General features: G+C 62.0%; 21 protein-coding genes. 3 read left to right on the top strand and 18 right to left on the bottom strand.

What is annotated here, in order from left to right:
• Positions 1 to 58: 58 nt before the first annotated feature.
• Positions 59 to 1528, bottom strand: a complete 1470-nt coding sequence (guaB, locus tag J2W49_RS07530) for an IMP dehydrogenase (protein WP_310313711.1) — start codon at positions 1526 to 1528, stop codon at positions 59 to 61.
• A gap of 226 nt (positions 1529 to 1754) precedes the next feature.
• Between guaB and J2W49_RS07525 the strand changes: the two genes are divergently transcribed.
• Positions 1755 to 2258 carry a DUF4124 domain-containing protein gene (locus J2W49_RS07525; RefSeq protein WP_310313708.1) on the top strand — a complete coding sequence of 168 codons (504 nt, stop codon included), beginning with the start codon at positions 1755 to 1757 and terminating at the stop codon, positions 2256 to 2258.
• Here J2W49_RS07525 and J2W49_RS07520 read toward each other — a convergent pair.
• Entirely contained in the window at positions 2252 to 2596 is a 345-nt protein-coding gene (locus tag J2W49_RS07520; protein WP_310313706.1) for an RnfH family protein, read from the bottom strand. The two genes, J2W49_RS07525 and J2W49_RS07520, sit on opposite strands and share 7 nt — an antisense overlap.
• Position 2597: 1 nt before the next feature.
• Positions 2598 to 3047 carry a type II toxin-antitoxin system RatA family toxin gene (locus J2W49_RS07515; RefSeq protein WP_310313704.1) on the bottom strand — a complete coding sequence of 150 codons (450 nt, stop codon included), beginning with the start codon at positions 3045 to 3047 and terminating at the stop codon, positions 2598 to 2600.
• A 167-nt stretch (positions 3048 to 3214) separates the two neighbouring features.
• Here J2W49_RS07515 and smpB point away from each other — a divergent pair, with 167 nt between their 5' ends.
• The gene (gene smpB, locus J2W49_RS07510; protein ID WP_310313701.1) at positions 3215 to 3709 is read left to right on the top strand and encodes an SsrA-binding protein SmpB; all 495 of its coding nucleotides are present in this window, start codon (positions 3215 to 3217) and stop codon (positions 3707 to 3709) included.
• On the opposite strand, the gene J2W49_RS07505 is transcribed toward smpB, so the two are convergent.
• The 15 genes from J2W49_RS07505 to J2W49_RS07435 all read right to left on the bottom strand — a co-directional run bounded on the left by J2W49_RS07505 (position 3710) and on the right by J2W49_RS07435 (position 22005).
• A complete protein-coding gene (locus tag J2W49_RS07505; RefSeq protein WP_310313698.1) occupies positions 3710 to 4813 on the bottom strand; it encodes an enoyl-CoA hydratase/isomerase family protein in 1104 nt (367 codons plus the stop codon).
• Positions 4814 to 4837: 24 nt separating this feature from the next.
• Positions 4838 to 5848 (bottom strand): DMT family transporter, encoded by a 1011-nt coding sequence (locus J2W49_RS07500; protein WP_310313696.1) that lies wholly within the window; start codon positions 5846 to 5848, stop codon positions 4838 to 4840.
• 100 nt (positions 5849 to 5948) lie between these two features.
• Positions 5949 to 7775 carry a translational GTPase TypA gene (gene typA / locus J2W49_RS07495; RefSeq protein WP_310313692.1) on the bottom strand — a complete coding sequence of 609 codons (1827 nt, stop codon included), beginning with the start codon at positions 7773 to 7775 and terminating at the stop codon, positions 5949 to 5951.
• Complete coding sequence (truB, locus tag J2W49_RS07490; protein WP_310313689.1) at positions 7772 to 8746, bottom strand: tRNA pseudouridine(55) synthase TruB; 975 nt, start codon at positions 8744 to 8746, stop codon at positions 7772 to 7774. The genes typA and truB overlap by 4 nt, the downstream gene beginning before the upstream one ends.
• A 2-nt stretch (positions 8747 to 8748) precedes the next feature.
• Positions 8749 to 9123, bottom strand: a complete 375-nt coding sequence (gene rbfA / locus J2W49_RS07485) for a 30S ribosome-binding factor RbfA (RefSeq protein WP_310313686.1) — start codon at positions 9121 to 9123, stop codon at positions 8749 to 8751.
• Positions 9124 to 9128: 5 nt separating this feature from the next.
• A complete protein-coding gene (lepB, locus tag J2W49_RS07480) occupies positions 9129 to 9815 on the bottom strand; it encodes a signal peptidase I (protein WP_310313683.1) in 687 nt (228 codons plus the stop codon).
• 20 nt (positions 9816 to 9835) lie between these two features.
• Entirely contained in the window at positions 9836 to 12721 is a 2886-nt protein-coding gene (gene infB, locus J2W49_RS07475; RefSeq protein WP_310313679.1) for a translation initiation factor IF-2, read from the bottom strand.
• A gap of 31 nt (positions 12722 to 12752) precedes the next feature.
• Positions 12753 to 14252: a transcription termination factor NusA gene (nusA, locus tag J2W49_RS07470; RefSeq protein ID WP_310313676.1), complete on the bottom strand. Its 1500-nt coding sequence runs from the start codon at positions 14250 to 14252 to the stop codon at positions 12753 to 12755.
• 51 nt (positions 14253 to 14303) lie between these two features.
• Positions 14304 to 14918: a ribosome maturation factor RimP gene (gene rimP / locus J2W49_RS07465; RefSeq protein ID WP_310313672.1), complete on the bottom strand. Its 615-nt coding sequence runs from the start codon at positions 14916 to 14918 to the stop codon at positions 14304 to 14306.
• Positions 14919 to 15240: 322 nt separating this feature from the next.
• Positions 15241 to 15450 (bottom strand): DUF2788 domain-containing protein, encoded by a 210-nt coding sequence (locus J2W49_RS07460; protein ID WP_310313830.1) that lies wholly within the window; start codon positions 15448 to 15450, stop codon positions 15241 to 15243.
• 8 nt (positions 15451 to 15458) lie between these two features.
• Complete coding sequence (locus J2W49_RS07455) at positions 15459 to 16277, bottom strand: DUF2189 domain-containing protein (RefSeq protein ID WP_310313670.1); 819 nt, start codon at positions 16275 to 16277, stop codon at positions 15459 to 15461.
• 140 nt (positions 16278 to 16417) lie between these two features.
• Positions 16418 to 18052: an ABC transporter ATP-binding protein gene (locus J2W49_RS07450; protein ID WP_310313667.1), complete on the bottom strand. Its 1635-nt coding sequence runs from the start codon at positions 18050 to 18052 to the stop codon at positions 16418 to 16420.
• Positions 18049 to 19083 (bottom strand): ABC transporter permease, encoded by a 1035-nt coding sequence (locus J2W49_RS07445; RefSeq protein WP_310313665.1) that lies wholly within the window; start codon positions 19081 to 19083, stop codon positions 18049 to 18051. Before J2W49_RS07445 ends, J2W49_RS07450 begins: the two co-directional genes overlap by 4 nt.
• Entirely contained in the window at positions 19083 to 20108 is a 1026-nt protein-coding gene (locus J2W49_RS07440; protein WP_310313662.1) for a microcin C ABC transporter permease YejB, read from the bottom strand. Before J2W49_RS07440 ends, J2W49_RS07445 begins: the two co-directional genes overlap by 1 nt.
• Before the next feature lie 100 nt (positions 20109 to 20208).
• Positions 20209 to 22005: an extracellular solute-binding protein gene (locus J2W49_RS07435; RefSeq protein WP_310313827.1), complete on the bottom strand. Its 1797-nt coding sequence runs from the start codon at positions 22003 to 22005 to the stop codon at positions 20209 to 20211.
• 89 nt (positions 22006 to 22094) lie between these two features.
• On the opposite strand from J2W49_RS07435, the gene fabI reads away from it, so the two are divergent.
• Positions 22095 to 22892, top strand: coding sequence for an enoyl-ACP reductase FabI (gene fabI, locus J2W49_RS07430; protein WP_310313660.1), 798 nt, complete (start codon positions 22095 to 22097; stop codon positions 22890 to 22892).
• Positions 22893 to 22952 lie beyond the last annotated feature (60 nt).

Genomic DNA, 22952 nt, shown 5'->3' with positions numbered 1-22952 from the left:
TAAAGCGCCCACACTTGCCAACGCAGCGGTTCAGGTGGCGGGGTGGGACGCACGGCGATCAGTCAGCGCGGTAGTTCGGCGCTTCCTTGGTGATCTGCACATCGTGTACATGGCTCTCACGGATGCCGGCCGAGGTGATCTCCACGAACTCGGCCTTGTGGCGCATGTGCTCGATGGATGGGCAACCACAGTAGCCCATGGAGGCCCGCAATCCACCTGCCATCTGGTAGATGATGGAAACCACGGACCCCTTGTAAGGCACACGGCCTTCGATGCCTTCGGGCACCAGCTTGTCTGCATTGGGGTTACCGGTGCTCGATTCCTGGAAGTAGCGGTCGGCGCTGCCCTGCTGCATGGCGCCGATGGAGCCCATGCCGCGGTAGCTCTTGTAGCTGCGTCCCTGGAACAGCACAATTTCGCCCGGTGCCTCTTCCGTACCGGCAAACATGCCGCCCATCATCACGGTGTTCGCGCCTGCTGCAATGGCTTTGGCAATGTCGCCGCTGTAGCGAATGCCGCCGTCGGCAATCATCGGTACGCCTGTGCCTTGCAGCGCAGTGGCCACGCTGTCAATGGCCATGATCTGCGGCACGCCCACGCCGGCAACGATGCGGGTGGTGCAGATGGATCCGGGGCCAATGCCCACCTTCACCCCGTCGGCACCCGCCTCCACCAGAGCAGTGGCTGCGCCTCCGGTGGCGATGTTGCCGCCGATCACGTCGACCTGGGGGTAGTTCTGCTTGACCCAGCGCACCCGGTCCAGCACGCCTTTGCTGTGCCCATGTGCGGTGTCCACCACGATGGCATCCACGCCGGCCTTCACCAGGGCCTCCACACGCTCCTCGGTTCCCTCTCCCACGCCCACAGCGGCCCCAACGCGCAGACGCCCCGCCGCGTCTCGCGCAGCGTTCGGGAAGTTGAGTTGCTTGGTGATGTCCTTGACGGTGATCAGTCCTTTGAGTTCGGACGCGTCGTTGACCAGCAGCAGGCGCTCCAGCTTGTGCTTGTTGAGCAAAGCCTTGGCTTCCGCAGGTGTGGTCCCGTCGGGCATGGTGATCAGGCGTTCGCGCGGCGTCATGATTTCGCTCACCGGCAAGTCAAAGCGGGTCTCGAACCGGAGATCTCGACCGGTGACGATACCGACCACTTTGCCACCGTCCACCACGGGGAAGCCAGAGATGCCGAGTTCCTCAGACAGCTTCATGACCTCGCGAATCGTGGTGCTGGACGAAATCACCACCGGATCCCGCAGCACACCTGATTCGTAGCGCTTCACTTTGGCCACCTGTGCGGCCTGCTCCTGGGCGGTGAGGTTCTTGTGAATGATCCCGATGCCCCCCTCCTGCGCAATGGCAATCGCCAATCGCGCCTCGGTCACGGTGTCCATGGCTGCGGACACCAGCGGCAGGTTGAGGTGGATGTTGCGGGAGAACTGGGTCGCGAGCGAGGCGTCCTTGGGAAGGATCTGCGAGTACGCTGGCACCAGCAACACGTCGTCGAAGGTGAGCGCTTTGCCGAGGAGGCGCATGGGAAAAAGCTCCAAAAGCGCCATTGTATCCGGCGACCAACGGCGCCGTGGCGGGGATGGGCGTTCATATTCAAGCGCCAAATCGCCTGTTTTTGGGCTCAAAACCGCACGGAAACTGCATCTTGCGAGCCACAGGCGCGGCCCGCCCCTCCACGGCATCGGGAGCCGGCGCTAAACTGCGCGCATGGCACAAACTCCCTCCTCTCGCCAACCGTGGCGCCAGCCCTTGGCGGCAATCGTCCTGCTTGCGATCAGTCAGCTCGCGTTCGCACAATGGCAATGGGTGGACAACACCGGGCGCAAGGTGTTCAGTGATACCCCGCCGCCTGCGGGCATCCCCGACAAGAACGTTCTCCAACGCCCGGGCCCTCGTGCGCCCGTCGCACCAAGCACCCAGCCCGACGAAGCAGCCCCCGCCGCTGCAGCACCGGCGGCGCCCAAGCCCCCTGCCAAGGACGAGCAGCTCGAAGCCAAAAAACGCCAGGCAGAAGCAGCTGAAGAAGCCAAGAAGAAAGCCGAGGAGGCACGCATCGCCCAATTGCGTGCAGACAACTGTCAGCGCGCCCAGCGGGCCAAAGCCACCCTCGATTCTGGCGTGCGTATCGCGACGACCAATGCGAAGGGTGAGCGGGAGATCATGGACGACACGGCCCGCGAGGCCGAGACGCGCAGGTTGAACGACATCATGCGCAATGATTGCGGGCCTGCACCTGCCCGGCGGGCTCAGTAACCCGCTTTTGACCCAGGTCGTCGCTGGGCGAACAGGCCAGCGGATCTGGCGCCCTGTCCGACGAACCGCTCGCGCCGGGCCACTTTGGGGTCCACCCGCAAAGGTCGATAGACCTCCACCCGGTCGCCATCCCTCAGTTTCGCGTTCAAGTCTGCCCGTCGTCCCCAGATCCCGGTCGATAGCGTGGTGGATCGCAATTCAGGATGTACCTCCAGCCAGCCTGCACGCTGCAACGCGTCCCCCAACGTCGCGCCTGGCGGCAAGTCCAACGGGGTTTCCAGCACCGATCGCGGCGAGGGTGAAAACAGCACCAGAACCTTCACCGGGCCTCCAGACATTTCATGATTTCACGCCATAGACCTGATCGGCGCGCTTGACGAACGCGTCGACCAGGCTGCCCGCAATCTTGTCAAAGACCGGGCCCACCAGCTTGGCCAGGGTCTGACTGGAGAAGCCATAAGTCAAGGTGAACTCCACCTTGCAGGCACGCTGTGTCGGCTCTCCCAGTGCCGTAAACACCCAGCAACCATCCAGGTGGGAAAACGGTCCATCCACCAGTTCCATGATGACCTTGCGATCTTGCTCATGGGTATTGCGCGTCGTGAAGCTGTGGCGCAGGCCGCTGATCGCAATGCCCACGCGCGCAACCATGCTGTCGTCGAGTTGCTCAAGCACCTCGCCGTGATCGCACCATGGAAGGAACTGGGGGTAGCGTTCAACATCTGTCACCAGCGCAAACATCTCGTGAGCGCTGTGCCATAGCAGCACGGACTTGTGAATGGTTTTCATACAATGCAGGCTTCGCGCAAGCACATGTGTTGGCTGGGCCGGTAGGGCTTCCGACGATGCTGACAAAAAGCAGAAGCCGCAAAGTCTGTGCTTCCTTTCGTGTCCGTCTGCGCCCCTTCATTGTATTGGCCTTGCATATCCCCCAGCATGGCCCCACTTGCTTCCACATGGCCTCCTCTTCAAACAAATCCACCACCAAAGGTGTTGACAGCCGCATCGCCGAAAACCGCAAGGCCCTCTTCAACTACGCCATCGAGGAGCGGTTTGAAGCCGGCATGGTGCTTGAAGGCTGGGAGGTCAAGGCATTGCGGGAAGGCAAGGTGCAGTTGACCGACGGCTACGTGGTGGTCCGTTCGGGTGAGCTTTTCCTGATTGGGTGCCAGATCAACCCGCTCAACACGGCGTCCACCCATGTAAGCCCGGACAGCGTACGGACCAAGAAGCTGTTGCTTCACAAGGAGCAGATTCGCAGACTGGTGGGCAAGGTCGAACAGAAAGGCTACACGCTCGTGCCGCTGAACCTGCACTGGAAGAATGGCAAGGTCAAATGTGAGATCGCATTGGGCAAAGGCAAGGCCGAGCACGACAAACGCGACACGATCAAGGATCGCGAGGGCAAGCGGGAGGTGGAGCGTGTCATGAAATCACGCCACCGGGCATGATCAGCCCAACACCTTGAGTGGATGGGCGTGCGCGGGCCATGGCGGCACGAAGAATGCGGCCACCTCTTCGGGCGTCACTTCTTCGATGGTGGCGGGATGCCAGCGCGGGCTGTGATCCTTGTCGATGGCCAGCGCCCTGATGCCCTCTGCCGTATCGCTCCCCGCGCCTGGGCGCAGGTGAAAGCAGCGTCGAACCAGTTCACGCTCCATCCGTAAATCGTCGGCCAAACCCATGCTCCTGGCCCGGCGAACTTGTTCCAGCGCAACAGCCAGCATCAGCGGTGACCTCTGGCGCAGAGCGGCCAGGGTGCTGCGCCCCCAGTCGCTGTCGGTCTCGGCCAGCGCGGCGGCCATGTCGGCAACGGTCTCCAGGCCGAACACCCGGTCGACTTCTTTCGTTGGCCAGGAAGGTGCCGTCGCAGTCATGCTGAGATGACTGGCACACCAGCGTTCGACGGAGGCCCCGTTCTCAAAAGGCGTTTGGGCCAGCGAGGCCCACAGGCCAGGAAGGCGGCCAGCATCGATGTAGCCATCGGCCAGACCTGCCGACATGGCCTCCCGACCGCTGAGTGTGAGCCCGGTGAGTGCGAGATATTCGCCCAGTCGGCCCGCGCAGCGGCTCAGGAAATAGCCGCCTCCCACGTCTGGAAAGAGCCCGATCAGCGTCTCAGGCATGGCAAGCTTGCTGCGTTCGGTCACGATGCGCAGGCTGGCGCCTTGACTGATGCCCATCCCGCCACCCATCACGATGCCATCCATGAAGGCAATGTAGGGTTTCGGGTAGGTATGGATCAAGTGGTTGAGCGCATACTCTTCGGTGAAGAAGTCTTCGAGCGCGGGATTGCCACTCAGCGCGGCCTGGTGGAAAAAGCGAATGTCGCCACCGGCACAGAAGGCACCAAAAGGCCCTTCCTTGTTGACGCCGCGAACGGCGACCGCCAGCACATGGTCGTCCTCTCGCCAGGACAACAGTGCATGGGTGATGGCGCGAATCATGTCCAGCGACAAAGCATTGAGTGCCTTGGGCCGGTTGAGCGTGATGCAGCCCACGCGGCCCTGGACTTCAACAACAACAACGTTGGATTCGACAGAAGAATTGGTCATGGCCTGTGTTCCCGGTACAACCCGTCATTGTGGGAGTTTGTCGACGGTCTGGATACGTGGCGTTCCGGCACGGGACCACCATCCGAGCAATTCGTTCACGACAAGTGCAGCAATCACCGCACTGCCACCCAGCAGCACTTCCGTGCCTGGTGCTTCGTGAGCCCACAGCCAAGCAAGAAGAATACCGAATATCACTTCCAGCAAGGCCAACAGCGACACCTCGGGCGCCTTGAGCACCCGTGCACACACCACGCACAGGGCACACGGTATGGCCAATTGAACCAATCCCAGCAAAGCCAGCCAGGCGATGTCCGTGCCGGTGGCCACAATGGGCAAGGCCAGTGGAAGCGTGACCAGCGATGAGATCACGGCGCCGAGCAACACCGAAGGCACGAGGTCGATCTTCTCTCCATGGGTCTGCCCGCGTTGCACCACGGTCCAGTTCACAGCCGCGGCCATGGGCACACAGAGCGCAATCAGCGAGCCGAGCACCAGGTTGGACGTGTCGATTCCAGGCTCGGCAGTGGCCTCCAGGAACTGGCTACCGTACATGTAGACAATGCCAAGCCCCGCCACCACGATCGCCAGCCAGGTGCGCACCGCGAGGCGCTGACCGATGAAAACACGAGCCACCAGCGCAGTAAACAAGGGCCCCACCGACATGATCACCAGCACATTGGCCACGCTAGTGAACGTCAGCGCCAGCATGAAGGCCGTGAACATCACGCTCCAGCAGACACCGGAAACCCAGAAAGCCTTTGAGCCCTTGGGCACGCCCCAATGCCGCTCCAGCCACCCTGCCCCGGGCGTCTCCTGCGCAAGCAGGCCCTCGCTTCGGTCGAAGTGCCGCCATACCGGCAGGATCACCAACAGCGAGAGCGCGGTGAACGCGCTGCGCCAGAACGTGATTTCAAACCGGGCCGCCGACTCCAGTTGACGGGTCACCACGCCAGCGATCGACCACATGAGTGTGACCGCCAGCATGAGGATGACCGCCTGCGAATGGGTCAGACGGTTGAGGGCACGGAATGGCATGACTGAATGATTGACAAAGGAGTCGACACACTGGAACACGCCCAGGCAAGACTCATTCCCTCGGGCCACCCGTGCTCCGCACGGCGGCGGAGTGCGGGGATCACGATTCGCGGCTGGCGCGCTTGCGTTCGTGTTCCTTCAAATAACGCTTGCGCAGGCGCACGCTCTTGGGTGTGATCTCGACCAGTTCGTCGTCTTCGATGAATTCGACACCGTACTCCAGTGTGAGGTCGATCGGTGGTGTGATCTTGATCGCGTCTTCCTTGCCGCTGACGCGGAAGTTGGTCAGCTGCTTGGTCCGCGTGGCGTTGACCACCAGGTCGTTGTCGCGGCTGTGGATGCCGACGATCATGCCTTCGTACACCGGGTCGTTCGCACGCACGAACATGCGGCCGCGGTCGTCCAGCTTGCCCAGGGCGTAGGTGAAGATTTCACCGTCGTCCATGGAAATCAGCACGCCGTTCTTGCGGCTGCCGATGTCGCCCTTGTGCGGCTCGTAGCTGTCGAAGATGTTTGAGATCAGGCCCGATCCGCGGGTCAGGTTCAGGAACTCGTTGGTGAAACCGATCAGGCCACGGGCGGGTATCCGGTATTCCAGGCGCACGCGGCCACGGCCGTCCGGCTCCATGTTCACGAGCTCGCCCTTGCGCTCACCCAGTGCCTGCATCACGCCGCCCTGGTGGGCTTCTTCGATGTCGGCCGTCACCAGCTCGATGGGCTCGCACTTCACACCGTCGATTTCCTTGAACACCACGCGCGGCTTTGAAACGGCCATCTCGTAGCCTTCACGGCGCATGTTCTCCAGCAGGATGGTCAGGTGCAATTCACCACGACCCATCACCTCGAACACGCCCTCTTCGTCGGTTTCGTTGACGCGCAGCGCCACGTTGTGCTGCAGTTCTTTCTGCAGGCGGTCCCAGAGCTGGCGACTGGTCACGAACTTGCCTTCACGGCCGGCCAGCGGGCTGGTGTTGACGCAGAAGTTCATGGTCAGTGTGGGTTCGTCCACCTTGAGCATGGGCAAGGGTGCCGGATTCGTCGGGTCGGTCACGGTCACACCGATGCCGATGTCGGCAATGCCGTTGATAAGCACGATGTCGCCAGGGCCGGCTTCCGTCACCTGCACCCGGTCCAGACCCTGGAAGGTCAGCACGTTGTTGACACGGCCCTTGATGGCCTTGCCATCTGGGCCCTCCATCACCAGCACATCCATGGCGGGCTTGATGGTGCCCTGGCTGATGCGGCCGACGCCGATGCGGCCGACGAAGGTGGAAAAGTCGAGGGCAGAAATTTGCAACTGCAGGGGAGCGGCCGGGTCGCCACTCTGTGCGGGCACGTGCTTGAGCACGGTATTGAACAAGGCCGACATGTCCGGCCCCCACTGCTCGCCCGGGGCGCCCTCTTCCAACGAGGTCCAGCCGTTGATGCCCGAGGCGTACACCACGGGGAAGTCCAGCTGTTCGTCGTTTGCACCGAGCTTGTCGAACAGGTCGAAGGCGGCGTTGATGACAGCATCTGGGCGGGCACCCGGCTTGTCGACCTTGTTCACCACCACGATGGGCTTGAGACCCAGGGCCAGCGCCTTCTTGGTCACGAAGCGGGTCTGAGGCATGGGGCCTTCCTGCGCGTCGATCAGCAGCACCACACCGTCCACCATGGACAGCGCGCGCTCCACTTCACCACCGAAGTCCGCGTGGCCGGGGGTGTCGACGATGTTGATGTGCGTGCCTTCCCAGCTCACGGCGCAGTTCTTGGCCAGGATGGTGATGCCACGCTCGCGCTCGATGGCGTTGTTGTCCATCACGGTGTCGACCACTTTTTCGTGTTCGGCAAAGGTTCCGGACTGCCGGAGCAACTGATCAACCATGGTGGTCTTTCCATGGTCAACGTGGGCGATGATGGCGATGTTGCGGATTTGTTTGCTCATGATGCGGTTTCCAGAATTTGCTGTATTTCAATGGGGCTCAGCAGCCGCCCCGGGATCAATTCGCCCGCCTGCGCATGGGCACTGCCCAGCAGCACGACGGATTCAGAAGGCGGTTCGCCTTGAGGTTGAGGGCCAAAAACCGCAATGCGGTCGCTGTCGGCCCAGCTTCCACGACGGCGCACGCCGCTGAGGAAACGTCCGGCATTCTCGGCGTCCAGCGTGACCGGGGTGTGTCCTTCAAGCAGGTTCTGCACGGGCAACAGCGCAGAACTGCGTTCGGCTTCGGTCATGGCTTCCAGTGCTTCAAGCGTCACGCACTGGGCTTCCACGAAAGGGCCCGTCGCGGTCCGTCGCAGCATGCTCAGGTGCCCACCGCAGCCCAGCGCCTCGCCAATGTCTTCGCCCAGCGTGCGGATGTAGGTGCCCTTGCTGCAACGCACGCGCAGTGTCAGGTGTGGCGATTCACCATCGAGCTGCATGTTGATCAGTTCGAGTTCGTGAATGATCACCTGCCTGACAGGTCGATCCACCACTTCGCCCTGACGTGCGTACTCATAGAGGGCCTTGCCGTCTTTTTTCAAGGCACTGTGCATGGGCGGTAACTGCTGGATAGGGCCAGTGAACCGATCCAGCACTTCCACCACCTGACCAGGGGTGCAGCGCACGTCCCTCATCTGCACCACGTCGCCTTCGACGTCGCCTGTGCTGGTCTTCACGCCCAGGCGAACCGTGGTTTGGTAAGTCTTGTCGGCGTCCAGATGCAATTGGCTGAACTTGGTGGCGGCGCCAAAACACAGTGGCAGAACACCAGAAGCCAGTGGATCCAATGTTCCGGTGTGGCCCGCCTTCTCGGCGCGCAGCAACCACTTAGCCTTTTGCAAGGCCTGATTGCTGGAGAGTCCCAGCGGTTTGTCCAGCAACAACACCCCATGCACAGGGCGCCGTTGCACCCTGGTGCGCGGCCCGTGCATGGTCATTCCTCGTTCTTGGAACGTGATGCAACAGCCTTGGAAATCAAGGCGTTCATATCGGCCGCACGCTCTGTGGTGCGGTCAAAGACGAAGTGCAACGTAGGCACGGTATGAATGTGCAGGCGCTTGAACAAGCCGGAGCGAAGGAAGCCCGCAGCGGCATTCAACCCCTGCAAGGTCTCTTCCGGATTGCCCGTGAGCAGGCTGAAAAACACCTTGGCGTGTGCATAGTCAGGTGTGACCTCGATCGCATTGATCGTGACCATGCCCACCCTCGGGTCCTTCAGCTCGCGCGCGATCAACTCCGCCAGATCGCGCTGGATCTGGTCGGCCACCTTGAAGCTGCGGTTGGGGGTGGAAGATTTCTTGACGGCCATGGTCTTCAGATTCCACTTTCCAACGGCAACCACCAGCGCTGAGCGCGTGGCACGTAGAAACGCTGCGGATTGTGCGACATGGCCACGCGCTCGGCTCGGCCTGTGATGCGTTGCACGTCGATGAAACCAATGAAGCGCGAGTCCCGGCTGTTGTCTCGGCTGTCGCCAAGCACCAGCACATGACCGTCGGGCACTTGCACCGGACCGAACGCCTTGGCGTGATTGAGGGGGGGAATCAGCGCGGTTTCATGTCGGCGCTGACCGTGGCTTTCAAGCCAGACTTCAACAGACAGCGGCCCTTGCTCGGTGGGCACGGTGCGGGCACCGTCCAGCAGTACCCGCTCTTGTGCCTGGCCGTTGACGATCAGGGTGTTGTCGGCCATTTCAACCGTGTCACCGCCCACCGCCACCACGCGTTTGATCAGATTCAGACCGTCGGCGGGCGAATCAAACGTGATCACGTCGCCCGCCTCAGGCTCGGCCCAGCGGGTGACTTGGGTCAGGGTGAAAGGCACGCGCAGACTGTAGGCGAGCTTGTTCACAACCACCCGGTCGCCCGTCACCAAAGTGGGGTTCATGGACGAGGACGGCACGTAATTCCAGTCGGCCACGGCCGAACGGAACACAAGCATGATGCCGATGAACAGCATCAGCCCTTTGTACTCGGACCAGAAACCTTTGGATGGGCGCATGGTGTCTTGTGCTCCTGGCATCACAGCGTGCGGGCCACTTCCTTGACCTCGAAGAACTCCAGCTGATCACCTTCCTTGATGTCGTTGTAGTTCTTGAGCTTGATACCGCACTCGAAGCCTTCCTTGACCTCGCGCACATCATCCTTGAGGCGCTTGAGGGTGTCGATCTCGCCGGTGTAGATGACCACGTTGTCGCGCAGCAGACGGAAATGGGCGTTGCGGGTGACTTGACCCGATGTGACCATACAACCCGCCACAGTGCCAATCTTCGATGCCACGAACACGGTGCGGATCTCGGCAGAGCCAATGATCTCTTCGCGCTTTTCCGGAGCCAGCATGCCCGACATGGCGGCCTTCAGTTCATCCACGGCGTCGTAGATGATGTTGTAGTAGCGCAGGTCGACATCGTTGCCTTCGGCCAGCTTGCGCGCACCCACATCGGCACGGACGTTGAAGCCGATGACCACGGCCTTGGAGGCAATGGCCAGGTTGACGTCAGATTCGCTGATGCCACCAACGCCTGCGAACACGAGCTGCACCTTGACCTCGTCGGTCGAGAGCTTGAGCAACGACGAGGCCAGCGCCTCCTGCGAACCCTGCACATCGGCCTTGACGATGATGGGCAGCACCTTCACTTCGCCAGCCGTCATGTCGGTGAACATGTTTTCCAGCTTGGCGGCCTGTTGCTTGGCCAGCTTGGTGTTGCGGAACTTGCCGGCACGGTAGGTGGCGATCTCGCGAGCGCGGCGCTCGTCGAGCATGACCATGAAATCGTCGCCGGCCTGTGGCACTTCGGCCAAACCCTGGATTTCCACGGGAATCGATGGGCCGGCCGATTTGATCGGCTTGCCGTTTTCGTCGAGCATGGCCCGCACGCGACCAGAGGTCTGGCCCACGAGCACCACGTCGCCGGTCTTGAGCGTACCGCTCTGAACCAGCACGGTGGCCACCGAACCGCGACCCTTGTCGAGCCGGGCTTCGATCACCAGGCCCTTGGCCATGGATTCCACCGGCGCCTTCAGTTCCAGCACCTCGGCCTGCAACAGCACCTGTTCCAGCAGGGCATCAACGCCCTCGCCTGTCTTGGCAGATACGCCAACGAAAGGCACATCGCCACCAAACTCTTCGGGAACGACTTCCTCGGCCACGAGTTCGGAACGCACCTTCTCGATGTTGATGCCGGGCTTGTCGATCTTGGTGATGGCCACGACCATGGGCACACCAGCCGCTTTCGCGTGCTTGATGGCTTCCTTGGTCTGGGGCATGACACCGTCGTCGGCGGCACACACCAGGATCACGATATCGGTCGCCTGTGCACCGCGGGCACGCATGGCGGTGAACGCCTCGTGACCCGGGGTGTCCAGGAACGACACCATGCCACGCGGCGTTTCCACGTGGTAGGCACCGATGTGCTGGGTGATGCCACCGGCTTCGCCCGCCGCCACCTTGGCACGGCGGATGTAATCCAGCAACGAGGTTTTGCCGTGATCGACGTGGCCCATGACGGTGACCACAGGCGCACGGGGCAACAGCTCGGCTTCCTGCTGCGTGGCGTCGTCGTCGGTAAACGCTTCAGGATCGTCCAGCGCAGCCACAACGGCCTTGTGCCCCAGCTCCTCCACCACGATCATGGCGGTGTCCTGGTCCAGCGGCTGGTTGATGGTGACCATCTGGCCCAGCTTCATCAATTGCTTGATGACCTCGGACGACTTCAGGCTCATCTTGTGGGCCAGCTCAGCCACGGTGATGGTCTCGGGCACGTGCACCTCGATCACCTTGAACTCGGTGGGCGCCACAAAACTGCTCTGGCCACTGTCGCGTGAATCGCGCGAGTCGCGTCGGCCACCACGCGGTCCACCGCGCCAGTTCGATCGACCGGCGCTGGTGTCGCCGCGGGTCTTGATTTCTTTCTTCTTGGCCGCGTCGTCCTTCCAGGTGGAAGACAGGTTCTCTGACTTGACTTCTTTCTTGCCACCTGCACCCGGCGTGGTGGCCGTGGCCGCGGGGGTCGCGGGCTTGCCTGGCGTACCAGCAGGCTTGTGCAGCGTGCCTTTGATGGCGTTGGCGGCTTTGGGATCGGGTTCGGGCTTCTTGGCGACCAGCGTCTTGGCCGGTGCAGCCATCATGGCCCGAATATTGGCGGCTTCGGCTTCTGCCTTGCGGCGCCGGTCCACCAGATCCTGGGCGCGCGCGTCTTCGACCTTCTTGGCCTCGGCGTTCTTGGTGGCCAGCGTCTTGGCCGCTGCGGCGCGGGCTTCGGTGGCCTTGGTTTCTGCCTCCCGCTGTTCAGCGCGCGCAGCCACTTCAGCATCGTCCGGCGAGCCACCGACCTGCTCGGTCACGACCTTTTCGGACTTGGCTTTGGACTTGGCCTTGCTTGCCGCCTCGGCGGCCTCGCGAGCTTGCTCGGCCTGCTCAGCCTTGGCAGCCTCACGCGCCTCTTCAGCCTCCCGATCCCGGCGCTTTTGCGCCAGCTCTTCCTCCTGGCGGCGCAGCAGTTCAGCCTGACGGCGGGCATCTTCTTCCCTGCGCGCGAGCTCTTCCGTGTCGACCACGGGCGCGGGCGCCACGGCTTCGGCCTGCGCCTCAGGCACCACGACCTCGTCTTCACGCTTGATGAACGTGCGCTTCTTGCGCACTTCCACCTGAATGGTGCGCGCACGCCCAGTGGCATCCGCCTGCTTGATCTCGGTCGTCGACTTCTTGACCAGCGTGATCTTCTTGCGCTCGCCACCCGCCGTGCCATGACTGGCCTTGAGGTGACCCAGCAGCTTCTGCTTGTCAGATTCGTTGACGGGATCGGACCCGGATGTCTTGGGCACCCCTGATGCGGAGAGTTGCTCCAGCAAAAGGGAGGTGGGCTTGTTCAGCTCGGCAGCCAATTCGGCGACGGTGGTACTGGTCATAGGTTCTTTTCTCCGCTGGGGCCTCCGCTGGTCAGTTGGACGATGGTGCCTGCTCGCCGGCGAACCAGTGAGCGCGGGCCAACATGATCAGCGAGGTGGCCTCTTCGGGCGACTGTCCGGTGATATCGGTCAATTCGTCGGTGGCCAGGTCGGCCAGTTCATCTCTTGTGTGCACGCCGGCATCGGCCAGCTTGCCAATCAGTTCGGTGGTCATGCCTTCGAGGTCACGGAGATCCTGCGAGACTTCTTCCACGCTCTCTTCGCGCGCGATTTCCATCGTCAGCAGGGCATCCTTGGCACGCGAACGCAATTCGTTGACCGTGTCCTCATCAAAGGATTCGATTTCCAGCATCTCCTGGATGGGCACGTAGGCCACTTCTTCCAGGCTGGTGAAGCCCTCTTCGATGAGGATGTCGGCGATCTCTTGATCCACGTCCAGCTTGGCCATGAACACGGCGCGGATGCCATCGGCCTCCTCGGCCTGCTTCTGCGCCGATTCGTCGGCGGTCATGATGTTGATGCGCCAGCCCGTCAGCTCGGACGCCAGGCGCACGTTCTGACCGCCACGACCAATGGCGATCGCGAGGTTTTCCTCGTCGACAACCACGTCCATCGCATGGCGCTCTTCGTCCACCACGATGGAGACCACGTTGGCAGGTGCCAGAGCCCCAATCACGAACTGCGCCGGATCTTCGGACCACAGCACGATGTCGACACGCTCACCGGCCAGCTCATTGGTCACGCCATTGACGCGCGAACCCCGAACGCCCACACAAGTGCCGATCGGGTCGATGCGCTTGTCGTGCGACTGCACGGCGATCTTGGCGCGTGAACCCGCATCACGGGCGCAGGTCTTGATCTCGAGCAGGCCCTGTTCAATCTCGGGCACTTCCTGGCGGAACAGCTCGATCATGAATTCGGGGGCGGAACGCGACAGCAGGATCGGCGCGCCGCGAAGGCTCAGGTCCACTTCCATGATCATGGCGCGAACACGGTCGCCCGTGCGGAAATTCTCCTTCGGAATCATCTCGCTGCGCTTGAGGCGGCCTTCGACCCGGCCGCTCTCGATGATCAGGTCGCCCTTGTCCATGCGCTTGACGGTGCCCACGAACACCTTGTCGCCACGCGACATGAAGTCGTTGAGCAGCATCTCGCGCTCGGCATCGCGGATTTTTTGCAGGATCACCTGCTTGGCAGCCATCGCACCGATGCGGCCAATCGGCACGCTCTCCACCGGTTTCTCGATGTAGTCGCCTTCTTCAATGTCGGGGATTTCATCCCGGGCGTCAGAGAGCAGCTCTTCAGCATCCGGGTTCTGCAACCCTGCTTCGTCAGGCACCACAAGCCAGCGGCGGAATGTTTCGTAGGAGCCATTGTCCGGGTCCATGGCGACACGGATGTCTACCTCGCCCTTGTAGAGCTTCTTGGTGGCCGAGGCCAGCGCCAGCTCCACCGCACCCAGCACCAGATCGCGCTCAACGTTCTTCTCGCGTGAGATCGCATCGATCAGCATCAACATTTCGCGATTCATTTCACTCGCCCGCCTTTCCGAATATCGTGCCCAGAGTCACAATGGTTTTTTTCATTCATTTGACGCGGCATGGCCGTCGTCTCCCATATCCACAGCAGGGGCTCTTCGCCCCTTGAAATTCACAATTGGCGCAAGCCGGGCCTGCTGCACTTCATTCAACGCAAAGGCCATGGCCTGCATCGGCACAGGTGGGCGCTTCTTGCTGACGCGCTGACCGGGCTTGGGTTCTGGTGCATCGCTCCAGACGATTTGCCACTGCACGCCATCTGCAGCCCGCTCCAGCGTGCCGCGAAACTTCTTCCGGTTGGCCGCGATGTCAGCGCCGGTCACACCGATCGGCGCCTTCAGCGTGATGTCCACCACCTGCCCCACAAACCGGACGTAATCGATCTCCTTCTTGAGCGGCCGATCGATGCCAGGCGAGCCCACTTCGAGACGCCGGTAGTCCACGTTCTCCACTTCCAGCAGGTACTGAAGCTGGCGAGTGATCTTTTCGCAGTCTTCTACCGTCACAAACCTTTCTTCCGGCGCATCCTGCCCAGGCTCTGTAGGCGCCCAAGGCCAATCGATGGTGACCCGCAGCAAACCACCGGCAGATCGTTCGAGATCCACCAGGTCAAAACCCAGTCCGGTGACGGTTTGCTCTACGGTGTCTTGCCAGGCCATTGGAAGTGGTGTGCGCCCTGAGGGTTTGTGGGTTGATAAAAGCGTTCGGCCAAAAAAAATGGGCCGGTAGTAACCCGCCCATTTGGTCGTGAAGGCAGGATTGTAACGCCTTCACCACACCCTTTGCAAGATCGAGCCCAATCATTTGCCGGGCGAGCGCTCAGAGGCTGAGCGTTTTTCGGTCGTGTCCGAGCAACGCGCCCAAACGTGCCCAGTCAAGGCGCAAAGCACAGCCATAGCTCGGGCTATGGCGCGCATTTGCAACGCCGAGTGGGTGCGTTTGGGCGTGGGGAGCGGGCATGAACGAAAGACTCTCAGCCTCTCAGATGCCGAGCACCCACTGGATGATGTTCTTGGCCAGGAAGCCAAGCATGCCGAAGGACAAGACCAGAAAGAGAATGAAAGTTCCGAACTTGCCCGCCTTTGACTCCAGCGCCAGGTTCAGGACGATGAACAGCATGTACAGAATGAAGGCGCCCACCCCGAAGGTCAGGCCGAATTGCGCAATTTGCGCCTCCGTGTAGCCAAACAACGTGTTGTTCACAGGCTTTGCCCATCCGCAGGCCCGGGAATACGGCTGGAAGCCCCCGACACGTCTCTGCTTGTCAGGTCGCAGTAGGCGTGCCAGCTGGCATGACCCACCAATGGCACCAGCACCACCAGCCCGATCAGCGCGGTCAACATGCCAAGAGCCATCAGCACCCCGATCACCAGTGCCCACATCACCATGGGTCCCGGATAGCTGGCCACGGTGCGCCAACTCTGCGCCACGGCCATGCTCACCGGAACGGTCGTGTCCACCAGCATGGGCAGGGCGATCACGCTGGATGCATAAACAGGTGCCGCAAGCAGTGCACCCAGCAGCACCCAGACCTCAAACAGGCCCAACTCGGGCACCAGCACCACATGCCGCAGGAAGTCCACGGGTTTTTCGATCGGCACAGGCGACCACAGGGTGATCAGCCCGGCCGACGTCAACACCCAGCCCGTGCCCGCCAAACCCAACAGCAGACCGAACCGCACCAGACGGCCATCGCCGGATCGCCAGAGTGCCAACACGCTGCCAAGGCCGGCACGCCTGCCTTCCTGATCGGCCTTGCTGATGCTGTAGAGGCCGGTGGCCAGAATGGGCGCCACGATCAGGAAGCCGGAAAAAGCCCCGGCCAGCAGCCAAAACCGATCGCGCGCCGCCCACAGGAGCAGCCAGCCAAACACGGCCAGCATCAGGCCGTGAGCCAAGCCTGGCAGGGGGTTGCGTCGGAGATCGTGCCATCCCAGAGCGATCCACCGCCATGGCGACCGCAGATCGACAGCGTGCGAGAGAGAGGATATGGGTCCAGGGGAAATGGTGTCGGTCATGCAGGCATTTTGAGCGCAACGGGTGCTCTCTTGCCAATAGTGAGCGGTGGTGAGCAGTGAGCCGCCTGTATTCTGCCCGGGCGTGCCCTCTGCAGCTGTTGACCGATGTCAAGGCCGCAGACCGCCGCAACGCCAACGACTCAGGCGGCCGCTTGCACCAGGGCCCGGGTATAAGGATGCGCCGGTGATTGAAGCACCTGCGTGACCGGGCCGAATTCGACCACGGCACCGTCCTTCATGACCAGGACGTCGTGAGCCATGGCCCGAATCACGTCCACGTCGTGTGTGATCAACAGATAGCTCAGGCCCCGTTCCTGCTGCAGGCGCTGCAACAAGGCCAGCACCTGCTTCTGCACGGTCACATCCAATGCACTCGTGGGTTCGTCCAGTACAAGCAATTCGGGATCGATGATGAGCGCTCGGGCGATGGCCAGTCGCTGCCGCTGGCCCCCTGAAAACTCATGGGGGTAGCGTTGCAACCAGTCCCCACCTCGCCTCGGGTCGTCCACCAGCCCCACATCGGCCAGAGCCCTCACCACGCGCTCTCGCCGTTCTGCGACAGACAGGCCCGGCTGATGCACCAGCAGGCCTTCACCCACGATCTGCTCGATGGTCATGCGCGGGGAAAGCGAAGAAAACGGGTCCTGGAACACCACCTGAACCCGTTGCCGCAGCGCGCGGCTTTGACCGGACTTGCGCGCCTGCACCCAGTCGGAGCCACGCAGATCCAGCGATCCTTGGTAAGGCAGCAGGCCCAGCACCGCCAACGCGAGGGTGGATTTGCCGGACCCGGACTCCCCGATGACGCCCAGTGTTTGACCCGTCCCGATCCGCAGGTCTGCCGATTGCACAGCGACAAACTCGCCCTTCTTGAACCAGCCGCTCAGACCCGGCAAAGGCACGGGGTAACTCACGCGCAGGGCTTGTGTTTCCAGCACTGGCGCCGTCGGCTCGGCGTTCGCAGCGGCTTCCACCACGTTTCGCTCGGGCTTGCTGGCCAGCAGCATCTGGGTGTACGGGTGCGTCGGCGCTGAAAACACCGCTTCCACCCCGCCCTGCTCCACCAGGTGGCCCTGCTCCATCACCGCCACGCGATCAGCGAACCGGCGCACCAGGTTGAGATCGTGGGTGATCAACAACACCGCCATGCCGTGTTGCCGCTGCAGGTCGCTGAGCAGATCGAGAATCTGCCCGCGCAAACTGACATCCAGCGCGGTGGTGGGCTCGTCGGCCAACAGCAGCTTGGGCTGGCTGGCCAGCGCCATGGCGATCATGGCGCGCTGGCGCTGGCCACCACTGAGCTGATGGGGGAACGACCCGGCCCGGCGCGCAGGCTCGGGAATGCCTGTGGAGGCCAACAATTCGACCGTGGCCGCCAGCGCCTGTCGCGGCGTCATGCCCTTTTTGAGCTGCAGCACTTCAGCAATCTGATCGCCCACCGTGTAGAGCGGGTTGAGTGCACTCATCGGTTCCTGAAAAATGACGGCCACCTCGTCGCCGCGAACGCCGCGCAGCTGATGTTCGCTCATCTTCAAAAGATCGCGGCCCTGGAGGATCGCCGAACCGGACACCTCGGCGTTTTGCACCAGGCGCAACAGGGACAGCGCAGACACCGTTTTGCCTGAGCCCGACTCGCCCACGAGCGCGAGCTTTTCACCGGCCTGAATGGCGAAATCAATACCATGCACCACCGGCTGGCCGCCAAAGGAAACCCGCAGCTCTTTGACTTCCAGCAGCAGGGAAGCCCCCTCGGGGGGCAGCGTGGGGGCGCTCATTTGTCCGCCTTTCTGGGGTCTAGAGCATCCCGCAAGGCATCGCCCATGAAGGTCAGCAGCAGCAAGGTGATCACGAGCACCGCAAAGGTGGACATGGAAATCCACCAGGCATCGATGTTGTTCTTGCCCTGGCTCAACAATTCACCCAATGAAGGGGTGCCAGGGGGCACACCCAGCCCCAGGAAGTCCAGCGAGGTCAGCGCCAGAATGGCCGCACTCATGCGAAATGGCAGAAAGGTCACCACCGGGGTGAGGCTGTTGGGCAGCACGTGGCGCCAGATGATCTGCCAGTTGGACAGCCCCATCGCCCGGGCCGACCGCACGTAGTCGAGCTGGCGGTTGCGAAGGAATTCAGCGCGCACGTAGTCAGACAGCCCCATCCAGCCGAACAGGCTCAGCAGGATCAGCAGCAGGCTGATACTGGGCGCAAACACCGCAGAGAAGATGATGAGCAGGTACAGCTCGGGCATGGAGCCCCAGATCTCGATGAAGCGCTGGAAAGCCAGATCGATCTTTCCGCCGAAGAAGCCCTGTATCGCCCCCGTGACGATGCCCAGCACGATACCGATGGCGGTGAGCGCGATCGCAAACAGCACGCTCACGCGAAAGCCGTAGATCAGCTGGGCCAGCAGATCCCGCCCCCGGTCATCGGTGCCCAGCCAGTTGGCCGTGGTGGGGCCAGCGGGGTTGGGCGATTCGGCGAAGTAGTTGATGGTGCTTGCGCCATAGGGATTGGGCGCGAAGAGCGCCCAGTTGTCGCCCTTCGAGAGTTGCTCCTGGATGAAGGGGTCGAGGTAGTCCGTGGTGGTTTCGAAATCGCCACCAAAAACGGTTTCAGCGTAATTTTTTGCGATGGGAAAGTAGGTCTGTCCTTCGTAGCGCACCACCAGTGGCCGGTCGTTTGAAAGTACTTCAGCGAACAGGCTCGCCACCACCAGCGCACAGAAAATCACCAGGCTCCAGTAGCCCAGGCGATTGCGTTTGAAGCGCTGCCAGGCTCGCCGGCTCGGGCTGATCGATGCGGCGCCCATCAGTCGAACTTCACGCGGGGATCGACCCACACGTAACAAAGGTCGGAAATCAGCTTGGTGACCAGACCGATCAAGGTGAAGAGAAACAGCGTGCCCATCACCACGGGATAGTCGCGTCGAATCACACTCTCGTAGCTCAGCAGCCCCAGGCCATCGAGCGAGAAAAGGGTTTCAATCAGGAGTGCCCCGGTGAAAAAGGCGCCAATGAAAGCGGCAGGAAAGCCGGTGACGATGGGGATGAGCGCGTTGCGAAACACGTGCTTCCAAAGCACCTGTCGTTCGCCCAGACCTTTGGCGCGTGCTGTCATGACGTACTGTTTGCGGATCTCTTCAAGAAAGGCATTTTTGGTGAGCATGGCGGTGACGGCAAAGCTGCCCAGCACCATGGCGGTCACGGGCAGGGTGATGTGCCACAGGTAGTCCACGATGCGAGCGCCCCAACTGAGCTCCTCCCAGTTGGACGAAGTGAGCCCGCGCAACGGAAACCACTGCAACTGGCCGCCGAAGATCACCAGCAGGGCAAGGCCCAGCACGAAGCCGGGAATGGCATAGCCCACCAGCACCATCAGCGTGGTGACCAGATCGAACCGAGAACCGGCCCTCACCGCCTTGGCGATGCCCAGCGGCACGGCCACACCGTAGCTGATCAGAAACGTCCACAGACCCAGGCTGATGGATACCGGAAGTTTCTCCGCGATAAGGTCGGCCACCGGTTTGTTCTGGAAGAAGCTGGTGCCCAGGTCGAATCGTGCGAAGCGCACCAGCATTTCGACGAAGCGCTCATGGGCGGGTTTGTCGAATCCGTAAAGCGCCTTGATCTGCTCGATGCGCTGCGGGTCCACGCCCTGCGCGCCACGGTACACCGAACCGCCTTCTGCCGCCCCACCCTCGGCGCTGCGCGCCTCGGCAAGGTACTGCTCCACCGGCCCACCCGGCACGAATTGGACCACGGCGAATGTGATCGTCAGCACCCCCAGCAGGGTCGGGATCATGAGAAGCAGTCGCTTGAGAATGTAGACCCACATGGTCAGCTTGCTCCCAATATCGAATCAACGAGGGAATTTCGACGCCCGGGCTGCAAGGCAGGAACCCTGTGCAAACGGCCAATGAGGCGCGCGGGATTGCTCACTGTTTTGCCCACCAAGTATCAATGGCCCATCCCTCGCCAGAGGCATAAGGCGGCATTTCCGTAGGCCGTTCGAGCCGCCAGGCGTTGTAGGCCATCCGGTGCGTGGTGGCAGACCACTGCGGGATCAGGATATGGCTGTGGCTCACGGCACGATCCAGTGCACGGCAGGCGGCCAGGAACTCAGGCCGGGTCTTGGCGCTGGTCATCCGGTTGATGAGTGCGTCCACGGCGGGGTTGGCCATACCGGCAAAATTGCCCGAGTCCGGCGTCTTTGCAGCCTCCGAGCCAAACAGGTCGGCGTATTCGGAGCCCGGATTGTGCGTACCCTGAAAGTTGATGGAAATGATGTCGAAATCAAAACCACGCAGACGCTGTTGGTAGAGTGCGAAGTCGACTGGGCGGAAGCGCAGCGTCACCCCCAGTTTTTGCAGGTTGCGAATCCAGGGTGCGACCACGCGCGCCCCCACCTCGTTGCTGTCGAGATACTCCAGCACCAATGCCCGGCCCTCTGCATTCCTGAGCACGCCCGCCTGCACCGTCCAGCCCGCCTCTCGCAGCAGCGCCTGGGCGCGGCGCAGGTTTTGCCGCAGCGAACTTTCGCGGTCGGTGCGCGGCGGCCTGTAAGCTGGCCCGAACACCGCCGAAGGCAGTTGTCCGCGCAACGGGTCCAGCAAGGCCGCCTCTTCCGGGGACGGCAAGCCATCGGCCGAACAATCGGTGTTGCCGAACAGGCCCTCAACGCGCTGGTACGCGTTGTAGAACATCTGCCGGTTCATCCACTCGTAATCCACGGCCAGGCCCAGGGCTTCGCGCACACGAATGTCATCGAGCGGTTCGCGTCGTGTGTTGAGCACATAGCTCTGAAAGCCGGTGGGCAGGCTGTGCGTGAACTCGCCCTTGACCAATTCACCGGTATCGAACTTGCGTCCGGTGACCCGGCGTGCCCAGTCACCGGCCGAGAAAAAGCGCATCAGATCAAACTCGCCCGCCTTGAGGGCTTCGAGGCGCGCTGTGGCGTCCTTGTAGATCTTCACGGTGACGCGATCAAAGTTGGCGGTGCCACGGCGCACAGCCAGATCACGAGCCCAATAGGCAGGGTCGCGAACGTAGGTGATGTCCTTGCCGAAGTTGACCGGCCCGATCTTGTACGGGCCGCTGCCGATCGGGATGTCGGTGACGACCTTGTCGAAGGTCTTGCGCTGGCCAGTCTGAGGATCAATTTCATTGCCCCAGGCACGGCTGAACACCGGCAAGCTGCCCACTGTGAGTGGCAATTCACGATCCGGCGACTTGAAGCGGTAGCGCACGGTGCGCTCGTCGATCACGTCCAGTCCCGCCACTTCTGCCAACACCGTCTTGTAGGCGGGTGAGGTGTGGGGGCCCATCAAGGTGTCGAAGGTGTGTTTCACGTCGGCCGCCAGCACGGGGTCGCCGTTGTGAAAGCGAGCAGTGTCACGCAGGCGGAAGACGACGGAGAGTCCGTCAGGTGCTGCCTGCACGTCTTCAGCGAGCAGCCCATAGGCGGCGCCCGACTCGTCGAGCGAACCCGCCAACAAAGAGTCGAACATCAGACTCGAGAGATAGGCCGGACCCGCACCGCGCAGGGTAAAGGGGTTGTATTTGTCGAAGGTGCTGGTTCGCAGGTTGCTCACCAGGCGCAATTCGCCGCCCTTGGGCGCCTGAGGATTCACATAGTTGAAGTGGGTGAACCCCTCGGGGTACTTCAGTTCTCCCCACAGCGCATACCCATGCGCGGCCCATGCGGGCGAGCCTTGCAGCAGGAGCGACACCATGAAGAACACGGCGGCTCGCAAAGTGGGATACCGGCGAACGGAAATGCGCATGCGACAATTCTGCTGGAATTTTCTTTGGAGATTGAACAATGGGTTTTCTAGCCGGCAAGAAATTGCTGATCACGGGCGTTCTGTCCAACCGATCCATCGCATACGGCATCGCCAAGGCTTGCCACGAACAAGGTGCGGAACTGGCCTTCAGCTACGTTGGAGAGCGGTTCAAGGATCGCATCACGGAATTCGCTGCGGACTTCAACTCGACACTGATATACGACTGCGATGTGAGCGACGATGCGCAGATTGAAAAACTCTTCCAGGATCTGGGCACCGTTTGGCCCAAGTTTGACGGATTCGTTCACAGCATCGGCTTCGCGCCGCGAGAGGCGATCGCAGGCGATTTCCTCGAAGGCCTGACGCGTGAGAATTTCCGGATCGCACACGACATCAGCGCCTACAGTTTCCCGGCCATGGCCAAGGCAGCGCTGCCGATGCTGAACGACAAGGCGTCGCTGCTGACGCTGTCGTACCTGGGCGCGCTGCGCACCATTCCCAACTACAACACCATGGGCCTGGCCAAGGCCAGCCTGGAATCGTCGGTGCGCTACCTGGCTGAGGCGCTGGGCCCGCGCGGCATGCGCGTCAATGGCATCAGCGCTGGCCCCATCAAGACCCTTGCCGCGAGCGGCATCAAGGATTTTGGCAAGTTGCTGCGCATCGTCGCCAACGCCTCGCCGTTGCGCCGCAACGTGACGATTGAAGACGTGGGCAATGTGGCCGCCTTTCTCCTGTCGGACCTTGCGTCCGGCATGACCGCCGAAATCACCTATGTGGATGGCGGTTTCAGCCAGACCGGTGGCATGAGCCTGGACAGCGAACAGGCCGCTTGACGGAGCGCACTTCACTTTCATGGTGAAGTGCGCCCGTCCGGCAATACCCAGGAACCGGCT

The organism is Hydrogenophaga palleronii, from assembly GCF_031457455.1.
Lineage (GTDB): Bacteria > Pseudomonadota > Gammaproteobacteria > Burkholderiales > Burkholderiaceae_C > Hydrogenophaga > Hydrogenophaga palleronii_A.
Note: the sequence above shows the minus strand (reverse complement) of the source record. Positions and strands in the feature narration are given on the sequence as shown.